Source organism: Pectobacterium cacticida, assembly GCF_036885195.1.
GTDB classification, from domain to species: Bacteria; Pseudomonadota; Gammaproteobacteria; order Enterobacterales; family Enterobacteriaceae; genus Pectobacterium; species Pectobacterium cacticida.
Map to the genome: position 1 here is coordinate 1,153,513 of NZ_CP133656.1, position 18,672 is coordinate 1,172,184.

Sequence of the window (18,672 nt, forward strand, 5' to 3'; positions counted from 1 at the left end):
TATAAACAGATTGTTATAAGCGGATTTTTATAAGCCAATTGTTATGAGAAAACTGTTATAAGCGAAAAATCTGTCGCTTCCGCACAGAAAGTGGTGTTGCCATGCGGAGGTTACAGTAGTGTGTATTTTGTAAGGTGTTTTCTGCATGATGCAAAAGGAGAGTGATTATGGTCGTAGTCAATGCTACACGAGAGTTGGGGCGCTCAGGGATCGCCGTTCCGCCGCTGTCGTTCGGCGGCAATGTGTTTGGTTGGACAGTCGATGCGTCAACATCCTTCAGCCTGTTGGATGCGCTGGTTGCCCATCGGCTCAATTTCATTGATACCGCGGATGTTTATTCGCGCTGGGCGCCAGGCAATCAGGGCGGTGAATCAGAAACGATCATCGGTAACTGGCTGAAAAAAAGTGGCCAACGCGACAAGGTTATTCTTGCCACTAAAGTCGGAATGGATCTTGGTGAGGGCAAGAAAGGATTGTCTCCCCGCTATATTCGTCAGGCAGTCGAGGCGTCATTAACGCGCTTGCAAACCGATTACATTGATCTCTATCAGGCACACACTGACGACCAAGAAACCCCGCTGGAAGAGACGCTGTCTGCATTTGATGCGCTGATTAAAGAGGGAAAAGTACGCGCAATTGGGGCGTCTAACTACAGTGCGTCGCGTTTGGCCGCCGCATTGGATATCAGTAAAACCAATCATCTGGCGCGTTATGAAACGCTGCAACCAGAATACAATCTCTACGATCGACAGGGCTATGAAGCCGAGTTGGAACCGTTAGCGCGGGAACATGGGCTCGGCGTCATCAGCTATTACTCGCTGGCAAGCGGATTCCTGTCAGGAAAATATCGCCAGCCGGAGGACGCGTCGAAAAGCGCCCGTGGACCGGATGTCGTGGAGAAATACCTCAACGAGCGTGGCCGCACGATCCTGGAAGCGCTGGATAGCGTGGCGAATGCGCACCAGACCTCGCCGTCGCAGGTCGCGCTGGCCTGGTTGATCGCGCGTCCGGGTATCACTGCCCCGATTGCTAGCGCGACATCGCTGGAACAGGTCGCGGAACTCGCGAGCGCCACGCAACTGGTTCTGACGGCAGACGATATTGCGTTGTTGAACCGCGCGAGTCGTTATTAGGACATGGCTGGCTTCGGCACACTTTTATATTATATGCGGGTGTAGAAATTACATGCGGATGTGGAAATGGTTTCGTGCGCCACAAATGTCGTGACTTATGATGACCTTGTTGTTATCCGGCATAATTTCCGCCAAAAGCCTAGGGGTCACGGGGCGAGCGGCGTTTGCGCCGCCCCGTGTCGGGCGCGTGCTACGAGGTAGCATGAAAATGACGGTATTATCGCGCACGAAACTGCTTCAATAGTGGCATAAAAATGCGACTAAGCAGGCCTAAAACCGCTACCGTGCTTCTGCGCCATCACCTTCAAACCAGGCGGCCAGATCGCGGCGCAGGTTATCAGACTGCGTGCCAAAGATCGCCTGCACCTGATGGCCGATAATAATCACGCCGATGGCACCAAGCTTTTGTAATTCTTCACTATTAACCAGTTGCAGGCTGTGAACTTCTACCCGTAAACGGGTAATGCAGGCGTCCAGACTGACAATATTTTCTTTGCCGCCAAAGGCATTGACCAATTGTTGCACGTTTTCTTTATCCAGCGGCGAAGCCGTTTCAATCTCGGTAATTTGTTTCCCTAACATCGACGCAAACAATTTCCGAAAATTGTGAATCTTGCCCATCGTAGTCACCTCTTCATTTATGTTTCAGCGTGCGTATGAGAGTGTCGTTTACATCGCAATCCTGCCAGGCAGACCACGATGAGGGTGTTTAGCCGGAACACCGATCATCATGGTCGCCCATGTGCTATGGCGCGTGCGACAGCGCGAAATTGTTACCGCAACGCACGGCGTAGGATCCGACAGCCGTAGCCCGACAGCGCAAGCGATCCTGCAAGTGTCTCGCCAGTCGTCATCTCTTCGTAGACGTCTGGCAACGTGACCTGCTGCGGCGTTGCCGTGTAGTTCTGTACGAAGATAAATTCACTTTCCCCGTCATCGCGACGATGTGCGACAACACCATAAGGCAGGTGGGTCGGCAACGCACGCGGCAGGTTCAGCGTTTGTATCAGCGTAGTGAAGAAATCCCGCTGAAAAGCGAGGTCGTTACGCGATGCGATATAGTAAGCCTGACCTTTACCGTAATCATTCACCGTTACCGCCGGTTGCCCGGCATAAAAATCGCTGTCGTAGGTTGCCAGCGCCCGCGCGCCCTCAAGGTGAATCAGTTCGCACAGATGGGTGACCCGATACGGGCCTGCCAACTGGTGCTCGTTACCCTCCAGACCGCTGATGCTGTTGCTTTCATGATCGTACAGCGCGTCAATTTCTTCCGCCCAAATCCCCATAATTGGCCGCAGCGGCCCCGGGAAGCCATTGAGGTGGCACAGATCGGTTTCATTAACGACGCCAGACCAATAGGTGGTTACGAAGCGCCCACCCTGCTTGACGAAGGCATCGACACGTTCGCCGAAACCGTCACGCACCATATAAAGCATTGGCGCGATCACCAGTTGGTAGCCGCTGAGATCGACATCGGCGTTAATGATGTCCACCGCCACGCCCTGTTCCCAGAAGGTACGATAATGTTCGTTGACGGTTTTTTCGTAGAAAAGTCCGGCGTTGCGCGGCCCCTGAGCGTTATCCATCGCCCAACGACTTTCCCAATCGAAAATGATGGCGACCTTGGCCTCAACACGCGTGCCCGTAACCGGGGCCAACTGGCTAAGTATATTGCCCAATGCCTGCACTTCACGTCCGACGCGGGTATCAATATGTCCAACGTGATCGACCACGGCACCGTGGAATTTTTCGACGGAACCGCGACTCTTACGCCACTGGAAATATTGTACTGAATCTGAACCGTGCGCGACGGCCTGAAGCGAGGACAGAATGTGCATGCCCGGTTTTTTCAGCTTACTGATGGGCTGCCAATTGGTCAGGCTGGGCGTGGATTCCATCAGGTAGAATGGCTTCCCGCCTTTTAGCGTACGCATCAGGTCGTGATACATTGCGGTGTAGGCTGCCAGCGCGCAGTCATCTTCCGCATTATGCCACTGTGGGTAGCTGTCCCAGGAGATAAAGTCGATAACCTTTGCCAACTGCCAATAGTCGTAATCATAGAAGTATTCCATGAAGTTTGTCGTCGTCGGCAGGGACGGGTTTTCGGCTTTGAGCGGCGCGATTTCGGCGGCGCAGAAATCACAGACCTGTGAGGTATTAAAACGTTTCCAGTCCAGATTCAAACCATGAATAGAAACTTCTCCGATCGGTGAAGGCGGTTCTAGTTGCGACCAATCGGTGTAGGTGTGGCTCCAGAACGTGCTCCACCACGCCTTATTTAGCGCATCTATGGTGCCATAGCGCGCCTTCAACCAGTGGCGGAAAGTATTGCGGCAAGTCTCACAGTGGCACTCGCCGCTGTACTCATTAGAGATATGCCAGCCGATGACCGCCGGATGATGCGAATAGCGTTTTGCCAACCGGGTGTTGATCTGTTTGACTTTCTCGCGATAGTTCGGCGAACTCAGGCAGTGATTGTGACGACCGCCGTGCAGCGCCCGCACCCGATCGCTGCCTACGCGCAAAACATCGGGATATTTCTGCGAAAGCCAGGCCGGGCGTGCGCCGCTGGGCGTGGCCAGAAAGACGAAAATCCCGTTGGCGTACAGCGTGTCGAGAATGCTGTCCAGCCAGCCGAATTCGTAACGGCCTTCTTCTGGTTCAAGGCCGGACCAACTGAAAATGCCGACAGACATGACGTTGCACTGGGTTTGTTTCATCATTTCGATGTCTTTTTCCAGGACGTCAGGATTGTCCAGCCATTGGTCAGGGTTATAGTCAGCGCCATGCAGCAACACCGGCACTTTGCTGCTTAACGGGGGAAATTTGAACATCGTTTTCTCCTAACGGGTGGTCAACGTGTTGAATTCGGTTTACGGCTTAAACGCTTTGATAGAAGGCAGTACGTGGCCTTGACAGTCGAACAGCGCCTGATTTTCCCGCGCGTTGCCTTCCTTCCATTCGTCTTTGTTGTATTTCATGCCGGCTTTCGTCGCCCAGGTTGCGCCGGGCGTCGGTAGCCAGATAGGTTCCCAATAGAAGATACCTTTGCCACGATGATTCGGAACATTAAGGACGCTCTGCATCAGGTCGTGCAGGTAATCAGCCTGACCCTGAACGGAAGCCGGATAGCCGCCTGCGTCCAGCTCTTTTTGCTGGAAGCTGTTTTCCGTGTTATCGCAGTTTTCCAGCGTATAGGCATACGCGGCCTCGACCACGATAATGTCTTTGTTGTAGCGTTTGGTAACGTCGTTCATGTTGTATTGCAATGCGCTGATGGGGCCATTCCAATAGGTATAAAATGACGCGCCGATGACATCGAACGGAACCTGGCGTTTGACGATTTCATCGAACCACCAGATAAAGGTGTCGTTTTTGGTGCCTTCCGCCAGATGCAGCATGATCTTGACATTATCCGATCCCGGAACATCCTTAACGCCTTGAATACCGGCTTTTAGCAGTGCCGCAAGACGATCGAACTCACCGCCGCCCTGGCCCCAGCTTTTCCCTTCCGGCCATAACATGCCGCCGTTCAACTCGTTACCAATCTGCACCATATCCGGCATGATGCCCGCTTTTTGGAATGCGCTAATGACCGTTTTCGTATAGTCATGCACGGCCGCGGTGAGTTGCGCCATGCTCATACCTTCCCAGGCTTTAGGCTTGGTCTGGTGCGCGGGATCGGTCCAGAAATCGCTGTAGTGGAAATCCAGTAAGACTTTCATCCCGTTGGCTTTAGCACGTTTTGCCAGAGCCAGTGTGGTAGCCAAATCGTTGTTACCGCCGCCGTAAGGGTTGCCCGCCGCATCTTTCGGATCGTTCCAGATGCGCAGTCGGATGTAGTTAATTCCGTTCTCTTTGAGAATCAGCATGGCGTCTTTCTGTTTGCCATGTTCGTCATAAAATTTACCGCCGTGCTTCTCCACCTCGTTCAGCATGGAGACATCCGCGCCTTTAATAAAATCGGCCGGGACATTGGCTAACGTTTTGATCGTTACCTGTTCTGCGGCGTACACGGTTGGCGGCAGAGCGGCGGAAAGTAAACCCGTGGCGACCATGGCGGCCATCAATATGCGTTTTTTCATTTTCATTTTTATTCCCGGAGTAGGCACAGATGTTGAATGATTACCCTTTGGTTCCGCCTGATGTCAGGCCGGAAACAAAGTACTTTTGCAATGAAAGATAAAGAATGGCGATCGGCACGGCGATCAGCACGGCGCCGGCGGCGTACGTGGTGTAGCTGGCACCCATTTTTTGGGCGACCAAATTGTAAAGCCCGATGGGGAGCGTGTACTGATCCGGCGTGCGCAGGATGGTGCTGGAGAGAATGAAGTCGCCCAGCGGGCCGGTAAATGAAAACAAAGCCACCACGGCGATGATTGGCTTGGACAGCGGCATAATAATCTCAATAAAGATGCGAAAGTTACCCGCGCCGTCCATGCGTGCGGATTCATCCAGATCTTTAGGAATAGCATCCAGATAGCCTTTCATCAGATAGGTGTTCATCGGGATCATGCCGCCGACATAGACCAGTACCAGTGCGATATGGCTGTTCACCAATCCCAGCATCTGCGCGAGCACAAAAATAGCGATCAGCGCGGAGAACTGCGGGATCATTTGCAACAGCAGGAACAGCATCAGGCCATTCTGACGACCGCGAAAGCGGAAGCGCGAGAAGGAATAGGCGGTAAAGCTGACGCTGATCAGTGTCAGGATCATGGTCAGAAAGCTGATTTTCATCGAATTCCAGTACCAGGCGGCATAGTTGATCTGGCCGTTAAACAGCTCTTGGTAATGAATAAACGAGAAATTATCCGGGATGATCGAGGTATTGAGCAGGCTACTGCCAGGATTCAATGACGCGCCCACCGTCCAGATTAGCGGATAAATAATAATGACGGCTACCACCATGAGCAGCAGGTAGGTCAGGCCGAGTTTGATAAAATTCTGACGTTTAATACTGTGTTTTTTCATCTGCGCACTTTCCTACGCCATGTTGTCTTGTTTGAAGGAATTGGTTGTGCGGAACTGCCACAGCGCGATCCCCACGACAAAAATCGACAGCAGAATGGTGATGCTGGCTGCGATCGCATATTGGGAAGATGACATCGTCAGCTTATAAATCCAGGACACCAGGATATCCGTCCCGCCCGCGTTGGAACCGATGACCGCTGGCCCACCGTTGTTGAACAGATAAATGATATTGAAATTATTAAAATTGAACGTGTATTGCGTGATGATGATTGGCGCAATGGAGTAGAGCACCAGCGGCAGCGTAATGGTTTTCAACTTATGCCAACTACTGGCGCCATCTATCGTCGCCGCTTCGTACAAATCATCAGGAATGGCTTGCAGTACGCCCGTGGTCATGGCGAACACAAACGGGAAGCCTAACCAGGTTTGCATCAGAATCAGCGCGGTCTTGGTCCAGAACGGATCGGTCATCCAGGCTTTAGGCTCAATGCCTAGTGCAGCCAAAATACCGTTATTGATCACGCCAAATGTTTCGTTAAACATACCGGCGAACACCAGTATGGTCACAAAACCCGGTACGGCCCACGGCAAGATCAGGATGGTGCGGATCAAGGCTTTGAAGCGCAGCCCTTTTTGGTTCACCAGAATCGCCAGCAGGATGCCAACGGCACACTGTAGCGTGGTCGCAATCAGCGTCCAGATGACCGTCCATTGCAGTACGTCGAAGAACGTTGAACGCCAGAGATCGAGCCGGAAGATGTTGATAAAGTTCTTCATTCCGACCCAATCGACCAGCTTGGCAGGTGGCGTGTGATAGAGGTCGTAATTGGTGAATGCGATGGAAAAACCAAAAATAATCGGGAAAACCACAACAAATACCAACAGGATGAAACCCGGCGTGATCATCAGATAGGGGAAGCCTTCGCTCAGCAAAATCTGATATTGCTTCTTCACGCTATTCAGCGGCAGGCCCTTATCGCGTCGGCCGCCACACACGTAAGCGTCGCGCAGGCTGCAATAGTAAACGCCGATACCAAAGGCGGCGACGATCAGGCTAATGATGCCCTTTGCCAGCAAAAAAATGGAATGATCGCGAGGGAGTTCGGTACCCAGCGTAATCAGCCCCCACGCGCCGTGCCGGAGGAAATCATGGAATATGCTGATAAAGCAAACCATGACGATAAAGAAAAACGCGCCTTTGACGAACTGACGATTATAAACCTGCCCAAGCCCGGGAACGAGCGCCAGCAATAACGCGGTTCTGGCGTGGCGACGTTCTCTTTCTTGTGGCGCAAGGCCGCTGGCGTTGACGGTCACATTTACCTCCATTTGCTTAAAAACATGGATTCCCCGCGCCCAACGAAATTGGGATTACACAAGGGGAACCATGTTGACCCACGTTGCGGTGGTTTACTGGTTACTGTGGTTGGCTTCGATCTGCATTTTGATAATCTTTACGGCGGATTCCAGAGCCGCTTTGGTATCTTGCTTGCCGGTTACACTGAGTTGCAACGCACTATTCGCGGGCGTCCACACTTCCTGCATTTCCGGTACGCTAGGCATCGGAACGGCGTAGCCTGCCTGGATCGCAACAGCGCGGGCTTTTTCATCGTCCTTAATCAGGGGATCGTTCGTCAGCGCGGTGATGGGCGGAATTTCACCCGTCAATTTGAAGCGAGTTTTGACGTATTCTGGCTGATTGATGAATTCAATGAATTTCTGCGCCAACGCTTTATTTTTGGAGTAAGTGGAAATGCTATAGCCTTTCACACCCAGCAACGAGCGAGGGTGTTCGCCGTTTGGCAGCAGTGGCAATGGCGCCACGCCATAGTTAACGCCCGCGTTTTGGTAGGGTTGGAACGCCCATGGCCCGGTAATCACCGCGGCGGCCTTTTTCTCGGTAAACAGGGAATCGATCGCGTTCGCGCCGTTGTCACCGACGATACCCGGCGGGAATAGCCCCTCGGTATAGAATTTTTTGATGTAGTTCACGGCATCGATGGTGGCTTGCTTGTTCAAACCGATATCATTGACATTCGCCGACCCATCGCTGTTCTGACCAAAAATGTAGCCGCCCATCCCGGCGATGACGCCATAGGCATAGTAAATCTCATCAAATTTCGCCAGCAGCCCGTAGCGCCCTTCAGCTCGTTGCTGTTTGGACAGGGTGAACAAATCGTCGAATTTTTCCGGCGGTTGCGGCATCAGGTCCTTGTTGTAGACCAACACCATGGTTTCAACCGCTTTGGGCACGCCATACAACTTACCGTTGTAGGTCAGCGCATCCAGTGAGGGTTTGGTAAAGCTTGACTGAAATGCAGGATCAAGTTTCAGTTCGCTGATCAGGCCTTGGACAACCGCGGTACCTACCTGATCGTTTGGCATGACAATCACATCCGGGCCGATACCCGCCGGCCCGTCCAGACGGAGTTTTTCAATTTGCTGCGCGTAAGGGGTTTCCAGCACTTTGATTTTGACATTGTTCTGCTGTTCGAAGGCTTTTATGGCTTCGGCGACGCCGTCGGACTTTTTGATATCTTCCCATACCAGAAGCTCGTTATCGGCGGCCAGCACGGATTTGCTGAGTACGCCGCTGATACCCAGTGAAATCATAATGACGGTAGTCAGTGTTTTCATTTTCATCATTCGTCCTCAAAAGCCCTGGTGGGCCCATCATGGTAAGAAAGCGTGGTGTACTGTTCTCTTTTGCTATTTTCGCTGCCGCAGCGCAGTGTTGTCGTCGCGCTATATCCGCATGGCGGCGCAATAGGAAATGAGGTCTTAGCCTGTACACATTTTCTGGTTTTCATCTCTGTGCAGCGATTGACGCTTTATCGCGCATTTTTTGCCGTGTAGGGTAACGGTTACACCCGTTGGGATTACATTAAGCAGAGTGCGCCACGTCTGCCAGTGAAACATGTAAAGGGTGTGATCTCATGCACAAAAGTAACCCCCTGTTTGTGCAAACGGTTACACCCTGCTGTTATATTGCGAATATGACCAGCGTGCAGGTAAGCTCGGACGGACGCTAAATCGGTCTGAAAGCGCTAGAAGGCCATTAGAGTTGACGACTACCGAGCCGTTATGACTCAGCGCTTACATCCTAAAAAACAAAATTATCAAGAGGTTACCGTTATGTCGTCAATCCGGTTGGATAAAGTGAGTAAGCATTTTGGCAAGACGATTACGCTTCACGATGTGAACTTGACGATTGCCGATGGAGAGTTCGCCGTTTTTGTCGGGCCATCGGGGTGCGGCAAGTCGACATTGCTGAGAATGATTGCCGGACTGGAAGAGGTTACGGGCGGTGAAATTCTGATTGATGACGCGGTGGTGAATGATGTTGCCCCCGCGCATCGTGGCGTGGCGATGGTGTTTCAATCCTATGCGTTGTACCCCCACATGACTGTCGCCGAGAATATGGGATACGGTCTGCGCGTTAATGGCGTACCCAAAGAACAGATTCAACACCAAATAGAAATGGTGGCAAAAACGCTGCAATTATCACATTTGCTGGAACGCAAGCCGAAAGAGCTGTCCGGCGGTCAGCGCCAGCGTGTGGCGATAGGACGCGCCATCGTGCGTAACCCCAAAGTGTTCTTATTTGATGAACCACTGTCGAATCTGGATGCGGAATTGCGTGTGGATATGCGTTTACATATTGCCAAACTGCATCAGGAATTGAAAACAACCATGATTTACGTGACGCACGATCAGGTTGAAGCCATGACGCTGGCAGATAAGATCGTGGTCATGAATTACGGCAAGGTTGAGCAGGTCGGCTCGCCGATGGATCTTTACTATCATCCCATTAATCAGTTCGTCGCGGGGTTTATCGGTTCGCCTAAAATGAACTTTTTACCAGCGGAGGTGATTGCCTGGACGCCAAACAGCCTGAAGGTGAACATCGCCGATCAGCGGGAGCTGGAACTGCCGATTAGTACTCATGAGCTGCGTATTGGCAGCGCGGTGACACTGGGGCTACGCCCTGAGCATGTTGCGCCGGGAGGGGAAGGGATTCACCTGTCCTTCGGTTGTGAGGTCGTCGAGCGTTTAGGCAACAGCACCTATCTTTTCGGTCAATGTTGCGGCATTGATAATTTTAAACTATTGCTGGCAGGCGACAGCGCCTTCAAGCCGTATGAGCAGATTGACGTCTCTTTCTTGCCTCACCATTGTTTGGTGTTTGATGCTGATGGCCTGCGTATTAACGCCTAGTTAAGCCACGGCGTCGCTGGCTCTCAATAGTCAAAACCCCGTCTATACAGAACCTGCGCCCGCTATGGGCGCTGGTTCTGCCATTTATAAATCCGCTATTGTGAAATATGCCGCTGTCCTGGGTGTTCCAGACGCTGCGGCGCTTGAGCTCATGCTGTTTCATATAGTGATAGCTAATCACGACGTGATAAAGAGACCAGCACGCCTTATCGGGTGTGAGGTGAAATCACAGATTGGAGCGGTAGTTAGCACGCACGAAACTTTCGTACTACCGCACATGATGCAGTGAAAATTGGATAGCGAGTGTTACTCGCAATAGAAAAAGGCTTTCCGTAGAAAGCCTTGGGGGAAATACCCGGCGGGAATGATGAACCCGTCGGGCTGAGGGTTATTGCTGTATTACCACCAGGCTTCGGCCTGGATACCGAAATTCACCGCGTTGTTACGGTCGTCGTTGAAGGTGTGCCGGTTTTGCCCCCCCCGATTCTGGTAAGAAACGAAGAAGCGCAGTTCCGGCCGGGTTAGCATCGGAATATCGGCACTGAAGGCATGTGCAAGCGTGTATTTTTCACCGCTCTGTTTGCTTTCTGTACCATTTTTCCAACTGTCTTTTTTCTGGTACGCCCCGACCTCTAGATAGGTTTTTTGGTTCTTGGTCCAGGCGTATTGCCCACGGGCTACGCCCGACAATAGCTCCGTACTATCATTATAAAGGCTGATATCATCTGCTTTGCCGTAGGTCACCACGTGATTCAGAGAAATACGATCGGTAATCGGTAAATCACCAGTTTGAATAATGCGAAAACCTTTCGCGCTGTCGTTGATCTTCCAGACGTCATACCAGCCGCCGCCTTGATCGACCATATTATGTGCCAATCCTTTATCGGCATATTGCAATATCAGCTTCTGAGACGAATTAAGCCCAGAAAAGAATTGGCTGACTTCGGCTGTAACCATCATTGAGTTTTTCGGATCGAACTTCTGTCCTTCTGCCAGGAAAATATTTTTCTGCGTATCGGCTTCGTTTGGCATGGCGTAGGTAATACCGAACTCTGTCCATGCGCCGTCCCACGGCTTCCAACCAGCGTAACGTGCATCTAGGTAGTTAATGTTCAGATCGTCATAGGTATCTTTTCTATCCGAACATTCTTTACTATTGACGCTATTATTACAGTTGACCTCCATATTTTCCCCATCGCCCCGGATCCAGGCAAAGGAAAATGCGCCTTCGCCCGCTTTGATATTTTCTATCCCCGCGCCTGCACCGGAAATATTCCAGTATTTGGTATCGATAATGTGTAGGTCATGGCGCTGGTAGTAGCGCTTCCCGGCCCAAACGACGGCATCTGGTAACCCTGGTACGAAGCCTTTTGCCTGAAGGTTTAACTGACGTAAACCAAATTCAGCATCGTCGTCTACGGTGGTTTCATCATCGCTCGATCCATTGGATAACATTGAAATCATGCTGTCGAAGTAAAACGTTTTACCATTTTCGTTATATAACTGCTGGCCTAGCTGGATTTCACCGTAGGTATCATCCTCGTTACCTAATCGTCCTACATAGGTTTTATCGGCAGTTTGTTGTTTCCCGTGGTTTGATACCCCCACGCCAGAACGGAAGTAGCCTGAAAAATCGACAGAATAAGAAGGGGTTGCCAGCATAGCCAAACTCAGCGCAATGGATGTTGTCAGCAGTTTTCTTTTCATAATATACCTTTCGCTTATTCGGGTAAGAATAGGGATGTTCCAAATAACATGACGTGAATAGAGGTAAAGCGTTTCCACTCCATGGCGAAGGATTATGGGGTAATAATATGGCGCGTGACATGATTGCTCTCACAAAAAACAAAAGAGTTACACTAAAATTTACATGAATTTAACGAACTTAGAGACGATATTGTGGTTATTTTTCGGCATTATAATAATGTTATTCGCTACATATTGGCGTGTAACTGGTTACAGTGTTGGATCTTATGCCTGAAACACAGCATAAAATTTTTTATACCCGCGACGGGAGCGTTTTATCAATAGGGTAATAGAGCTTGAGGGAAACGATCTCGTGAGCAGCGCAAAGAAGGGCTAAAAAGTGGGCATTTTAATACGAGGCGGAAATGACATTGACGCTGGCCTGATGGGATCGGCCCTAAATATCAGGCCAGCGTCGGAGAAAAAACGGCTATTTCTTATGATTCGGTGGGCAAACCGAATGCCGACGTACCAGTGTCGGGCTAAACATATTGGTTGTTTCACTAAGTTGCTTGCCGTGGGATAACGCGATCGCTAATTCCGCCGCCTGTATCGCCATCGCCGAAACCGGGTAGTGCACCGTCGTCAGGCGAGGGCGCAGATAACGGGCGATCAACACATCATCAAACCCAATCACCGACATATCCTGCGGTACACTGATACTGTTGTCGCTTAGAACAGAAAGGGCTCCGGCGGCCATGGAATCGTTGTAACACACGACTGCCGTCATATTGCCGCCCCGACTCAGGAGTTCCATCATGGCGGCTTCACCGCCCAACTCATCTGGCGAGGCGCGGGCGATAAGACGTTCATCCCGTGGAATGCCATGTTCTTGCAGCGCGTCCATATACCCCTGTAAACGATCCACGGAATCGGAAATCTGGTGATTCGAACAGAGGAAACCGATCTTCTGATGCCCTTCCTGAATTAAATGCCGTGTCGCCAGCCAGGAACCATAGCGATCGTCAAGCGCTACACAGCGTTTTTCATAGCCGGGTAAGGTTCGATTGATGAGCACCATATCAGGGATATGATTCATCAACGCGGCTAGTTCCTCATCCGAGATCATTTTGGCATGCACAATCAACCCCGCACAGCGGTGACGAATGAGTTGTTCGATCGCTTTCTTTTCCTGTTCGGCATTGTGGTAACCGTTACCAATCAGCAGAAAATTGCCGGTTGCCTGAGCGATTTGCTCGACGGATTTCACCATTGTCCCAAAAAAAGGATCGGATACATCCGCAACAACCAAACCCATGGTCTCCGCACTCTGGTGCGCGAGCGCTCGCGCATTGGCATTCGGATGATATTGCAATTCTGCCATTGCTTTATGCACGGCCTCTTTTGAGGCGGTACTGGCTTTAGGCGAGTTATTAATGACTCGCGATACCGTCGCGACTGAAACACCTGATAGACGAGCGACATCCTTTATTGTGGCCATTGGCATTCCTGAAAGGTCAAATGCGTGGTGAGGCGGAACGCAGCCTCACGCAGAAGTTAAAAGAAAAAAGTGATGACTTGTTTATAAATGTACAGGTTTTTCGTGAATGTTACCTGCCGGACTGACTCCCCATTTTGATCCAGACCGTACTTATGTGATCGCTGTCAACAATCATCGGTCATTTCTCGCTTCCAAAATACCACTCTGGGGTTTAGATTGAGGGTAATCGATTACATTTGTGCGGCGAGTAAACGATAGCGCCTCTGCGTTATCTGGCGCTAATCCAGCCATTTTACCCATATTGTGGAGTGAAACTGATTACATTTAATGGTTTCCGTGACTGTGTTTCCTTACTTACCCGCTGCCGCTACCCGGTCGCAGACGGTTGTCAACGCCAACCATTGGCTGTGAATGACGCCACCGTAATACCGAATTCATATTTGTATTGAGGAATAGCTTATGCAGTTTGAGCCAACTGAACATCCGCATCGTCGTTTTAATCCACTGAAGGGTGAGTGGATACTCGTTTCTCCACATCGTGCCAAGCGCCCCTGGCAGGGCCAACAGGATGAGCCGGATCGCGCTATGCCGCCGTCTTACGATCCCACCTGCTATTTGTGCGCGGGCAATAAACGGATTACCGGCGATATCAATCCGCCTTATCAGGGCACTTTTGTTTTCACTAATGATTTCTCCGCGCTGATGGAGGATACGCCCGACGCGCCAGCGAGCGGTGACGCGCTTTTTCGCCTGCAACGCGCGCGTGGCATCAGTCGGGTGATTTGTTTTTCCCCCGATCACAGCAAGAGCCTACCGCAGCTTTCATTAGCGGCGCTGCGATCGGTAATCGATACCTGGAGCGACCAAACGGCGGAATTGGGCCAGCGCTATCCGTGGGTTCAGGTTTTTGAAAATAAAGGCACCATGATGGGGTGCTCCAACCCTCATCCCCACGGGCAGGTGTGGGCGAATGACTTTCTTCCCAATGAAGTGCTGCGTGAGGATGAACAACAGCGGGATTATTTGGCCCAGCATGGGGCGCCGCTTTTGTTGGACTACGTGCGTCGTGAACAGGCCGATGGCGCGCGTACCGTGGTGGAAACAGCGCACTGGTTAGCGGTGGTTCCTTACTGGGCATCGTGGCCGTTTGAGACGCTGTTACTGCCTAAGTTCGTCGTACAGCGATTGCCGCAGCTTAATGATGTGCAACGCGATGATTTAGCGTTGATGCTCAAAAAGCTGACTAGCCGTTACGACAACCTATTCCAGTGTTCATTCCCCTATTCAATGGGGTGGCACGGCGCGCCGTTTCAGGGCGAGGATAATGCGCACTGGCAATTGCACGCCCACTTTTATCCCCCATTACTTCGTTCCGCTAGCGTACGCAAATTTATGGTCGGCTACGAAATGTTGGCCGAGGCACAGCGCGATCTGACGGCAGAGCAGGCCGCTGAACGGTTACGCAGCGTAAGCGATGTCCATTTTCGTGAACAAATTTGAGGTCTTCTATGAGCCGTATTGATTCTCTACGTCAGTTAACCGAGTCAGTGTTTGCCCAATTATTTGGTTATGCGCCGCACGCGGCCATTCAGGCCCCTGGCCGGGTCAACCTGATTGGCGAACACACTGACTACAACGATGGTTTTGTGTTGCCTTGTGCCATTGATTATCAGACCGTGGTGAGCGCGGCAGTGCGTCAGGACGGCATTGTGCGGGTCGTGTCGGTGGACTATGCCAATCAGCAGGATGAGTTTGATCTTGCTAAGGATATCGTGCCACATCCTGACTATACCTGGGCCAACTATATTCGAGGCACGGTCAAGTATTTACTGGCGCGTGGGCTACCGCTCAGCGGCATGGATATGGTGGTCTCCGGTAATGTGCCATCCGGCGCGGGACTGAGCTCATCGGCGTCGCTGGAAGTGGCGATTGGTCAAACGTTCAAGGAACTGAATCATCTGGACATTAGTCAGTTAGACGTGGCGCTAAACGGTCAGCAGGCGGAAAATCATTTTGTTGGCTGTAGTTGCGGCATAATGGATCAGTTTATTTCCGCGCAGGGACGGGCGGGGCAAGCGATGTTGATCGACTGCCGTTCTCTGGAAGGGCGTTCCGTGCGTATGCTCGACGGTGTTGACGTACTGATCGTGAACTCCAACGTGCGACGTGGTTTGGTGGATAGCGAATACAACACACGCCGCCAGCAGTGTGAAGCAGCGGCGCGCCACTTTAAGGTCAAGGCGTTGCGCGATGTTTCATTATCGCAATTTGAGGCGGGAATCGACGGGCTGGATCCGGTTGTGATTCGCCGCGCACGCCATGTGATTACCGAGAACCGTCGTACTTTGGAGGCGGCCGACGCGCTGTCGCGTCAGGATGCGCGTCGTTTGTTTACCCTGATGGCGGAATCCCACGTCTCCATGCGGGATGATTTTGAAATCACGGTGCCGCCGATTGATACGCTGGTGTCGCTGATTCAGGAGTATGTCGGCGAACGCGGCGGTGTGCGGATGACTGGCGGAGGGTTTGGCGGCTGCATTGTTGCGTTGATCCCCTCGGCGCTGACGGATGAAGTCAAACAGGTGATCGAGCGTGAATATCCGGCGCGTACCGGGCTTCAGCCATCGATCTATCTGTGTCAGGCGTCTGACGGCGCCGGGCGTATAGGCTAAGAGCCTACTGCGGTAATACTTCCACGATAACCGGTGGGCGCAAAGGGCTGAGCGTGACCTTTGTGCCCACCCGTTCACGGTAACAGAAACAGCGTTGCCAGCCCCAGGAAGATAAAGAAGCCGCCCGTATCGGTAATGGCGGTGATCATTACGCTGGAACCAATCGCAGGATCGCGGCCCAACTTCATCATAATCAGCGGGATAGCTACGCCCATTAGGGCCGCTAGCAGTAAATTCAGCAGGATCGCCAACATCATGACGCCCCCCATGGCAGCGCTGCCGTACAGTAAGTAGGTAATCCCCCCCATAATCGTGCCCCATATCACCCCATTGACCAGCGCTACGCCGAGTTCTTTGAGTAATAGGTACGATTTTTTTCCATGTTCGAGCTGATGCAACGCCAGCGCGCGAACGATCATGGTGATTGTCTGATTACCGGTATTTCCCCCGATACCAGCGACAATCGGCATCAGCGTCGCCAGCGCGACGAGATGGGATAAGGTATTTTCAAACAGACCGATCACACGTGAAGCGATAAGCGCAGTACAAAGATTGACAGCCAACCATGCCCAGCGATTGCGGAAGGATTTATACACGGGCGCATAAACGTCTTCAGAAGGCGTTAACCCCCCCGATCGCCGCAGATTATTGTCACTTTTCCGATTAACGACATCCAGAATATCCTCGATTGTCAGGCGTCCCATGAGTTTTCCTTTGCTGTCGACCACGGCGCTAGAGATGAGGTTATAACGCTCAAAAGCGCCAGCGGCGTCTTCAACGTTATCTTCAGGCTGAAATTTCAGCGGCTGAGCATCCATGACCTCATCCACCTGAGTCGAAGGCGGATGGAGCAGAATATTGGCCAGCGACAATTCGCCGAGCAGCGTATTTTTGCGATCGGTAACGAACAGCTTGTCGGTTGATTCGGGAATCGTTTTGCGGTAGCGCAGATAGCGTTGCACGGCCGCCAGCGTAACATCGCCGCGCACGGTGATGAGTTTGAAATCCATCATGTGGCCGAGGCAATCTTCATCATAATTGATGGCGGCACGCAGTTGCGCCCGCTGTTTCGGTTCCAGTGAGGTGAGTATGCGGCCTAACAGGTGACGGGGAATATGGCGAGAAAGCTGAGCTTGTTCATCGACGTCCAGTACCCGTACGGCTCTTAGGATTTCCTTATCCCGCATATCCTCGATCAAATCGTCGGAGATGCTATCAGAGGCTTCAACCAGTACACGCCCGCGTTCCGCATTAGGAATCAGTCGCCAGAGCGCCAGGCGTTCATCTTGTGGTAGCGATTCTAGCAGATCGGCAAGATCGGCGGCATGTAGCCCCGCGATGAGTTCACTAATTTCTGCGGTCTGGTCGAGCAGCCTGTTTTTTTCACGCTGATCTATTTTGTGATGCGATATTGTGTCATCGCGATCTACTGCGCGTGATTGCTGGTTAATAATACCGGCAACCAATGCTTTGTTTTCCAACAATAAAAGGGCAATGCGGCGGCGGAGGTCAGTCAGTTTCTTTACACTCGACGTCATGTTTTATGCTCGATCTGTTTTTATCCATGTTGTACTAAATGTAGCGCAAAATCAGTCGATTAAGAATATGATTTGGGGCGATATATCGTCACATCTAAGGCCAGTAATTGCACTTTCATTCAGGTAAATATTCATGTCGTTTCGGAATGGTAGACTATTTGTATCTTAGAATTAGGGACATCTGATGACGATAATTAGGGATCCCTGATGACTATAATTAACTTGGACCGTTCGCTGTTAATCTCGCAAGGGCGCCATCGAGCTTGTTACTACCATCCGCTGATGCAAGATAAGTGCATCAAAGTGCATTTGAACGGTGAAAGAGATCGTGAAACCATTCGAGAATTAAAATATTATCAGCGCATAGCAAATGAAGTATTTACTATTCCCATTGTGTCCCGCTACCACGGCACGGTTGAAACCAATATGGGTAGAGGGTATATCTTTGATCTTATAAAAGATTATACGGGGGACGTTTCCAAAACATTGGAATACTATATTATCGACAATCATCGTTATGAAAAATATAAGATGGGTATCGGGCTTGCCTGGCGTCATATGACGCAGTGGGCAAAACAATATGCCATTGTCACCATGACGCTAAAGCCATACAACATTATGTATCGATTGCATCATGATGATGAGGGCGAACTGATTATTATTGATAATCTTGGGTGCGCTAATTTATTTCCTTTGGTGTACTACTCTAAATATTTTGCCCGGTGCCAGTTATCCCGGCGTTTCGTTGATTTTGAGAGGCTGTTGTGTGAACGATATGGCTTAAAAATTTTTCCCGCATTACCCCCTGGGATAACACGTTGACGGTAACAGCATTATTTTGCTGGTTTCTTGACCTGTCTTTGTGGAGTAATAGAGTATTTATGCAATTCGCCCATTTTTAACCGTCACAGCCGAGTAATTTTCGAGGAGAATTGAAGCGAGGGGGAATG

The 18,672-nt window shown here is 51.1% G+C and carries 14 protein-coding genes; 5 read left to right on the forward strand and 9 right to left on the reverse strand.

Translation table 11 applies throughout. From position 1 onward, the window contains the following. The first annotated feature begins 167 nt into the window (after positions 1 to 167). Positions 168 to 1,133: an aldo/keto reductase gene (locus RFN81_RS05410; protein WP_264498123.1), complete on the forward strand. Its 966-nt coding sequence runs from the start codon at positions 168 to 170 to the stop codon at positions 1,131 to 1,133. A 279-nt stretch (positions 1,134 to 1,412) separates the two neighbouring features. Here the strand turns inward: RFN81_RS05410 and RFN81_RS05415 are convergent, their stop codons facing one another. From RFN81_RS05415 to RFN81_RS05440, 6 genes are all read right to left on the reverse strand, one after another. After that, on the reverse strand, positions 1,413 to 1,754 hold the full coding sequence (locus RFN81_RS05415; protein WP_378929120.1) for a glucose PTS transporter subunit EIIB: 342 nt from the start codon (positions 1,752 to 1,754) through the stop codon (positions 1,413 to 1,415). Positions 1,755 to 1,906: 152 nt separating this feature from the next. After that, positions 1,907 to 3,967: a beta-galactosidase gene (locus tag RFN81_RS05420; protein ID WP_264498124.1), complete on the reverse strand. Its 2,061-nt coding sequence runs from the start codon at positions 3,965 to 3,967 to the stop codon at positions 1,907 to 1,909. Positions 3,968 to 4,006: 39 nt separating this feature from the next. Then, entirely contained in the window at positions 4,007 to 5,224 is a 1,218-nt protein-coding gene (locus tag RFN81_RS05425; protein WP_264498125.1) for a glycoside hydrolase family 53 protein, read from the reverse strand. A gap of 34 nt (positions 5,225 to 5,258) precedes the next feature. After that, positions 5,259 to 6,107 (reverse strand): sugar ABC transporter permease, encoded by an 849-nt coding sequence (locus RFN81_RS05430; RefSeq protein WP_264498126.1) that lies wholly within the window; start codon positions 6,105 to 6,107, stop codon positions 5,259 to 5,261. A gap of 12 nt (positions 6,108 to 6,119) precedes the next feature. Next, positions 6,120 to 7,436, reverse strand: coding sequence for a carbohydrate ABC transporter permease (locus RFN81_RS05435; RefSeq protein WP_264498127.1), 1,317 nt, complete (start codon positions 7,434 to 7,436; stop codon positions 6,120 to 6,122). A gap of 81 nt (positions 7,437 to 7,517) precedes the next feature. Beyond that, positions 7,518 to 8,750, reverse strand: coding sequence for an extracellular solute-binding protein (locus RFN81_RS05440; RefSeq protein WP_264498887.1), 1,233 nt, complete (start codon positions 8,748 to 8,750; stop codon positions 7,518 to 7,520). A 492-nt stretch (positions 8,751 to 9,242) separates the two neighbouring features. Here RFN81_RS05440 and RFN81_RS05445 point away from each other — a divergent pair, with 492 nt between their 5' ends. Beyond that, positions 9,243 to 10,325, forward strand: coding sequence for an ABC transporter ATP-binding protein (locus RFN81_RS05445; protein WP_264498128.1), 1,083 nt, complete (start codon positions 9,243 to 9,245; stop codon positions 10,323 to 10,325). Between the two features lie 399 nt (positions 10,326 to 10,724). Here the strand turns inward: RFN81_RS05445 and RFN81_RS05450 are convergent, their stop codons facing one another. Together RFN81_RS05450 and galR are read right to left on the reverse strand one after the other, a co-directional pair. Then, positions 10,725 to 12,032 (reverse strand): maltoporin, encoded by a 1,308-nt coding sequence (locus tag RFN81_RS05450; RefSeq protein WP_264498129.1) that lies wholly within the window; start codon positions 12,030 to 12,032, stop codon positions 10,725 to 10,727. 469 nt (positions 12,033 to 12,501) lie between these two features. Then, entirely contained in the window at positions 12,502 to 13,512 is a 1,011-nt protein-coding gene (gene galR / locus RFN81_RS05455; protein WP_264498130.1) for an HTH-type transcriptional regulator GalR, read from the reverse strand. Between the two features lie 459 nt (positions 13,513 to 13,971). Here galR and galT point away from each other — a divergent pair, with 459 nt between their 5' ends. Both galT and galK read left to right on the forward strand, forming a co-directional pair. Beyond that, positions 13,972 to 15,012 (forward strand): galactose-1-phosphate uridylyltransferase, encoded by a 1,041-nt coding sequence (galT, locus tag RFN81_RS05460; protein ID WP_264498131.1) that lies wholly within the window; start codon positions 13,972 to 13,974, stop codon positions 15,010 to 15,012. An 8-nt stretch (positions 15,013 to 15,020) separates the two neighbouring features. Then, positions 15,021 to 16,184 (forward strand): galactokinase, encoded by a 1,164-nt coding sequence (gene galK, locus RFN81_RS05465; protein ID WP_264498132.1) that lies wholly within the window; start codon positions 15,021 to 15,023, stop codon positions 16,182 to 16,184. Between the two features lie 74 nt (positions 16,185 to 16,258). Here galK and mgtE read toward each other — a convergent pair whose 3' ends face one another. Further along, positions 16,259 to 17,722, reverse strand: a complete 1,464-nt coding sequence (gene mgtE / locus RFN81_RS05470; protein ID WP_264498133.1) for a magnesium transporter — start codon at positions 17,720 to 17,722, stop codon at positions 16,259 to 16,261. A 207-nt stretch (positions 17,723 to 17,929) separates the two neighbouring features. Between mgtE and RFN81_RS05475 the strand changes: the two genes are divergently transcribed. Then, the gene (locus tag RFN81_RS05475; protein WP_264498134.1) at positions 17,930 to 18,544 is read left to right on the forward strand and encodes a YrbL family protein; all 615 of its coding nucleotides are present in this window, start codon (positions 17,930 to 17,932) and stop codon (positions 18,542 to 18,544) included. Positions 18,545 to 18,672: the final 128 nt, after the last annotated feature.